The 5,029-nt window shown below is 61.1% G+C and carries 4 protein-coding genes, 5 tRNA genes, 1 rRNA gene and 1 riboswitch; of the genes, 8 read left to right on the top strand and 2 right to left on the bottom strand.

Features of this window, described 5'->3' with window-relative positions; all coding sequences use genetic code 11:
* The first annotated feature begins 8 nt into the window (after positions 1–8).
* The 6 genes from rrf to ACYVRZ_RS13010 all read left to right on the top strand — a co-directional run bounded on the left by rrf (position 9) and on the right by ACYVRZ_RS13010 (position 545).
* Positions 9–125, top strand: a 5S ribosomal RNA gene (rrf, locus tag ACYVRZ_RS13035).
* Positions 126–130: 5 nt separating this feature from the next.
* A tRNA-Asn gene (locus tag ACYVRZ_RS13030) sits at positions 131–202 on the top strand.
* A 6-nt stretch (positions 203–208) separates the two neighbouring features.
* A tRNA-Ser gene (locus ACYVRZ_RS13025) sits at positions 209–297 on the top strand.
* 9 nt (positions 298–306) lie between these two features.
* Positions 307–378: transfer RNA gene (locus ACYVRZ_RS13020), tRNA-Glu, on the top strand.
* 6 nt (positions 379–384) lie between these two features.
* A tRNA-Val gene (locus tag ACYVRZ_RS13015) sits at positions 385–457 on the top strand.
* Between the two features lie 14 nt (positions 458–471).
* Positions 472–545, top strand: a tRNA-Asp gene (locus ACYVRZ_RS13010).
* Positions 546–661: 116 nt separating this feature from the next.
* On the opposite strand, the gene ACYVRZ_RS13005 is transcribed toward ACYVRZ_RS13010, so the two are convergent.
* Positions 662–1,300, bottom strand: coding sequence for a hypothetical protein (locus tag ACYVRZ_RS13005; protein WP_461227453.1), 639 nt, complete (start codon positions 1,298–1,300; stop codon positions 662–664).
* 114 nt (positions 1,301–1,414) lie between these two features.
* A riboswitch (SMK box riboswitch) is annotated at positions 1,415–1,498 on the top strand.
* On the opposite strand from ACYVRZ_RS13005, the gene metK reads away from it, so the two are divergent.
* Both metK and ACYVRZ_RS12995 read left to right on the top strand, forming a co-directional pair.
* The gene (metK, locus tag ACYVRZ_RS13000; protein WP_461227451.1) at positions 1,496–2,677 is read left to right on the top strand and encodes a methionine adenosyltransferase; all 1,182 of its coding nucleotides are present in this window, start codon (positions 1,496–1,498) and stop codon (positions 2,675–2,677) included. Its footprint overlaps the riboswitch before it by 3 nt.
* A 63-nt stretch (positions 2,678–2,740) precedes the next feature.
* The gene (locus ACYVRZ_RS12995; protein WP_461227449.1) at positions 2,741–4,207 is read left to right on the top strand and encodes an MDR family MFS transporter; all 1,467 of its coding nucleotides are present in this window, start codon (positions 2,741–2,743) and stop codon (positions 4,205–4,207) included.
* 665 nt (positions 4,208–4,872) lie between these two features.
* Here ACYVRZ_RS12995 and ACYVRZ_RS12990 read toward each other — a convergent pair.
* Positions 4,873–4,986, bottom strand: coding sequence for a hypothetical protein (locus ACYVRZ_RS12990; protein ID WP_461227051.1), 114 nt, complete (start codon positions 4,984–4,986; stop codon positions 4,873–4,875).
* Between the last annotated feature and the right edge of the window lie 43 nt (positions 4,987–5,029).

The raw sequence follows: 5,029 nt of genomic DNA, 5'->3' as shown, positions 1-5,029 counted from the left end.
AATAGAAGTGCGGTGGCGATAGCGAGAAGGATACACCTGTTCCCATGCCGAACACAGAAGTTAAGCTTCTCAACGCCGAGAGTAGTTGGTGGGTGACTGCCTGCGAGGGTAGGAAGCTGCCGCGCTTTATTCCGGATTAGCTCAGTGGTAGAGCACCTGACTGTTAATCAGGGTGTCGTCAGTTCGAGCCTGACATCCGGAGTTCCATGGAGAGTTGTCCGAGTGGCCGAAGGAGCATGGTTGGAAACCATGTATACGGGTTTGCCCGTATCAAGGGTTCGAATCCCTTACTCTCCGTTGTTTCTCGGCCCGTTGGTCAAGTGGTTAAGACACCGCCCTTTCACGGCGGTAACATGGGTTCAAATCCCGTACGGGTCACTTTTTGGAGGATTAGCTCAGTTGGGAGAGCGTCTGCCCTACAAGCAGAGGGTCACAGGTTCGAGCCCTGTATCCTCCATTTTTTTTCGTTATGGTTCCATGGTCTAGTTGGTTAGGACGCCTGCCTGTCACGCAGGAGATCACGAGTTCGAGTCTCGTTGGAACCGCTCGAAAACACCGCCGCCGCGGTGTTTTTTTATGCGCTTCACCGCTTGGGCAGCCGTGGTGTGACGCCCATTTTGGACCACACAAAGGGCGCCAGCTGTAAGGCCGGCGCCTAGGGTTAACCGTGGAAATGGGTGTAGACATTCAATAGTGCCAGCAGCAGGGGCAGCGCGGTGTAGGCCCAGGCCGGCCACTTGCGCAGGCGTGGATCCAAGGCGATGCCAAGGATCAGGGCGACCGCCGCGGTGGGGAGCGTGAACACTTGCAGGTAGGCGGTCAAGACGGCCAGCACCGCCTGAAGCAGCACCAGCACCCAGACCGGCCACTCGCGCGACCACAGGGCGAGGCCAGCCGGCAGCGTGACCGCACCCACGGCGGTGACGGCGGCCAGGGTTAGCACGGTGTCGAGCTTGGCGAAAAGCAGTAGCTGTAGGAAGGCGGTGATCACCAACCAGCCGGTGGTGGTCAGGCGCATGCTGAGCTTTTGCGTTACCACCAGCCACGCCAGGCCGATTTGGGCCAGTGCTAGCGGGAGCAGGGACCAGCTGCCCCAGCAACCGATTATGGCAAGCAGGGCGGCCGCCGCCAGTGGCCAGGGGCGTTCGAGCGCCAAGGCGAGGCCGGTGGCCAGGGCCAGCATCAGCAGGGCCCAGGTCGTCAAGGTCGGCCAAGTCAGGCCGGTGCGGCCCAACAGCAGCGGCATCGCCAGGGCTTGGCCGGTCAGCAGGCCGCACAGGATTATTTTTTTCGGGTTCATGAGGTGTCCTTTCAAGCGAGGCGTCAGGCCTCGGGGTTCCCCCCTATGTTACCCAATGCGGCGGCGGAGGGCAAAAACAAATTTCGTGCGGTCGCCGAAATATGTTATGCTTAATCTCGTTGCAAAGAATTCCCGATGGGATCCGCAGCTGCGGATATGCCTTGTAACCGAACAACTAATTAGGGGGAAGCAAAGATGCAAGAACGTCATTTATTTACCTCGGAGTCCGTTTCCGAGGGGCACCCGGACAAAGTCGCCGATCAGATCTCCGACGCCATCCTCGATGCCATGTTGGCCCAGGACCCAGACGCGCGGGTGGCCGTCGAGACGACGGTCACCACCGGCCTGGTCTTGGTGGTCGGCGAGGTCACTACCACGGCCTACGTCGACATCCAAAAGGTGGTTCGCGACACGATTCGCGGCGCCGGCTACACTAAGGAGTCCGGCTTTGATCCCGACTCGGTCGGGGTGTTGGTCGCCTTAGACGAGCAGTCCCCGGACATCGCGCAAGGCGTCGATGCCGCCGTTGAGTCGCACCAAGGGGGCGACCCGTTGGACCAGATCGGTGCCGGCGATCAGGGTATGATGTTCGGCTACGCGATCAACGAGACGCCGGAGTACATGCCGCTGCCGATCAGCCTGGCGCATCGGCTGATGCAAAAAACCGCGGCGCTGCGCAAGGCCGGCACCATCGCCTACCTGCGGCCGGACGCCAAGGCCCAGGTGACCGTCGAGTACGACGATGCCAACAAGCCGCAGCGCGTCGACACCGTGGTGCTGTCGACGCAGCACGACCCGGATGTCACGCTGGATCAGATTCGCCAAGACATTGAGACCCAGGTCATCCGCGCGGTGATTCCGGCCAACCTGCTGGACGCCGACACCAAGATCTACGTCAACCCGACCGGCCGCTTCGTGCTGGGTGGGCCCAAGGCCGATTCCGGGCTGACCGGCCGCAAGATCATCGTCGATACTTACGGCGGGTTCGCGCGGCACGGCGGTGGCGCCTTTTCCGGCAAGGACGCGACCAAGGTCGATCGCTCCGCGTCTTACGCGGCGCGGTACATCGCCAAGAACCTCGTGGCCGCCGGGTTGGCCGACCGCCTCGAGGTGCAGCTGGCCTACGCGATCGGCGTGGCCCAGCCGGTGTCCGTGTCGGTCAACTGCTTTGGCACCAACAAGATTTCGGAACAACGCATCACCCAGGCCATCCGGGAGCAGTTCGATCTGCGGCCGGCCGGCATCATCAAAATGCTTGACCTGCGCCGGCCGATTTACAAGCAGACGGCGGCGTATGGTCACTTCGGACGTACAGATGTTGATCTTCCTTGGGAACACCTCGACCGGGTCGCGGCGCTTGCCAAGTACTTAGATTAAACGAGTTAAGAGGCGGCCTTTACCTTTGGTAGAGGCGCTTTTTTTCGGCCAGAAAGGATCATTATGCAAAAGTCGCAACACACCAACGTCGTGCTGGTCACGATCGCCATCTTCATCGCCACCTTCATGACCGCCGTGGAAGGCACCATCGTCTCCACCGCGATGCCGACCATCGTGGGCAGCCTGCACGGAGTCAAGCTCATGAACTGGATCATCTCCATTTACCTGCTGACCAACGCGATGGCCACCCCGATTTACGGCAAGTTCGCCGATAAAATCGGCCGCAAGCCAGTCTTTTTGATCGGGCTGGCGATTTTCATCGTCGGCTCGGCCTTGTCGGGGCTGGCGCAGTCGATGCCGGTTTTGATCTTCTTCCGGGCGATTCAAGGCGTCGGCGCCGGCGCCATCATGCCGGTGACCTTCACCATCATCGCCGACATCTACCCGTACGAAAAACGCGCCAAGGTGCTGGGCTTCAACGGCTCGGCCTGGGGCATCGCCGCGGTGCTGGCGCCGCTTCTCGGTGGCTTCATCGTCGATCGGCTGTCTTGGCACTGGATCTTTTTCATCAACGTGCCAATCGGGCTTTTGACCGTGCTTTTGGTCGCGGTGTTCTTCAAGGAGGACTACCAAAAACAAAGCCAGGCGGTCGACTACTGGGGGACGCTGTGGCTGGTGTTGACGCTGTTGCTTTTGATGCTGGGCTTCCAGGGGCTGGCCGGCCACCACGGCTGGGTGCTTTTGGCGCTGGCGCTAATCGCCGCGGCCGGGACCTTGAGCCTGTTCGTGCGGCAGGAACGCCGCGCCATCGATCCGATCATCGACCTGGCGCTGTTCACCAACCGCGACTTCGTAATCACCAACGCGGTGGCCGCCTTGATCTCCGGGTTCGTGATCGGCTACGAGGCCTATATGCCGATGTGGGTCCAGGGAATTCTCGGCATGGACGCGTCCTTTGGGGGATTTGCCATCACACCGTCCAGCCTGATGTGGATCATCGGCTCGTTCGTGGCCGGGCGGCTGCTCACGCGCTGGTCGGCGCGGCGCATCCTGGCCGTTGCGATGACGCTGCTGTTGGCCGGTAGCCTGATTCTGGCGCTGGTGCCCGAGGCGACGCCGTACTGGTTCTTCCTGGTGGTCGCCGGGGGACTGGGGCTTGGGTTTGGCATGGTGATCACCACCACGACGGTTCGCGCCCAGGCCACGGTGGCCGCAAGCGAGGTCGGCGTCGCCACCAGCTTCAACACGCTGTCGCGAACGCTGGGCCAGACGCTGATGGTCTCGGTGTACGGCGTGGTCTTGAACCTGCGCATGGCCCAGGGCATCGCCGCGCATCCCAAGGCGACCATGGGGATGCTCAACAAGCTGATCAACCCGCAGACGGCCGCCGGGCTGCCGAAGGCGCTTTTGCCGACGCTGCGCCAAATTCTTTACGCCGGGTTGCATAACATCTACTTCTTCTCGGTCGTGATCGTCGGGCTGGCGCTTGTGATCAACGCCTTTGACAAGTCTAAGGGCCAGGCGCAGTAGCCGCCGCTGGCCGGCGTGGCCCCAACCCGCGGTTGGGGCCTTTTTGCGTTAACGCGCTTAAAATTTGACGGCCAACATGGCAGGGCTTACACTGGCGTTAGATGATTATCTTAGGGCGGGGAGACGGCTTTGATCACAGCCGTAGCGAGTCCACTGCCTATGGGGAACGGTCCGGGACATAAGCATTCCCAGTACCCCACTCATGCCATGCCGAAAGGCAACAACGTAGACGTTTTCGTGCAACGGCCCCCTCCGATTGAGGCCGACCACCAGGGTGTGGACCACCACCCAACGGCCGCATTTTTGTCCCGCCTACTCGCGATGCGAGGTAGCTGCGGTGGGGCATTGACCGGTGGCTTGTTCCAGGCGTGCCAAGCGACGCTGCGAGTTGGCCGACTGCCAGCCCGCGACCACGGCGTCGACGCACCAACCAGTCAGAAGACTGAGGCCGCCGCGGCGTTTTGAACCCGCGGTGGCTTCGGCGCGTCCGGCCACCGGTCGCGGCCGAAGCCAAGTCGTGGTCAGGCGGCCGCCGCGGTGCAATCCCGACGGATCGCCGGCCGCACCACAAAGAACCGCCCGTTTCGCATTTGAACTGCGAGACGGGCGGTTTTGCGGCTCTTCGTCAAGTGGAGTTGATACAGATTTATGAGAGTGTCTGGACCTTAATTGGTCCGGACGCTCTTTTTGATGCTGTTTGGTTTGAACCAGACGCGCTCCAAGAAAATGCGGTTGATGAAGTTCATCCAGTTCTTGTACCCGTATGCTGTATTTTTGATTCGTTTGATCTGACTGTTGATTCCTTCGAGGAAGCCGTTTGAA

The organism is Lacticaseibacillus suihuaensis, from assembly GCF_054785075.1.
Note: the sequence above shows the minus strand (reverse complement) of the source record. Positions and strands in the feature narration are given on the sequence as shown.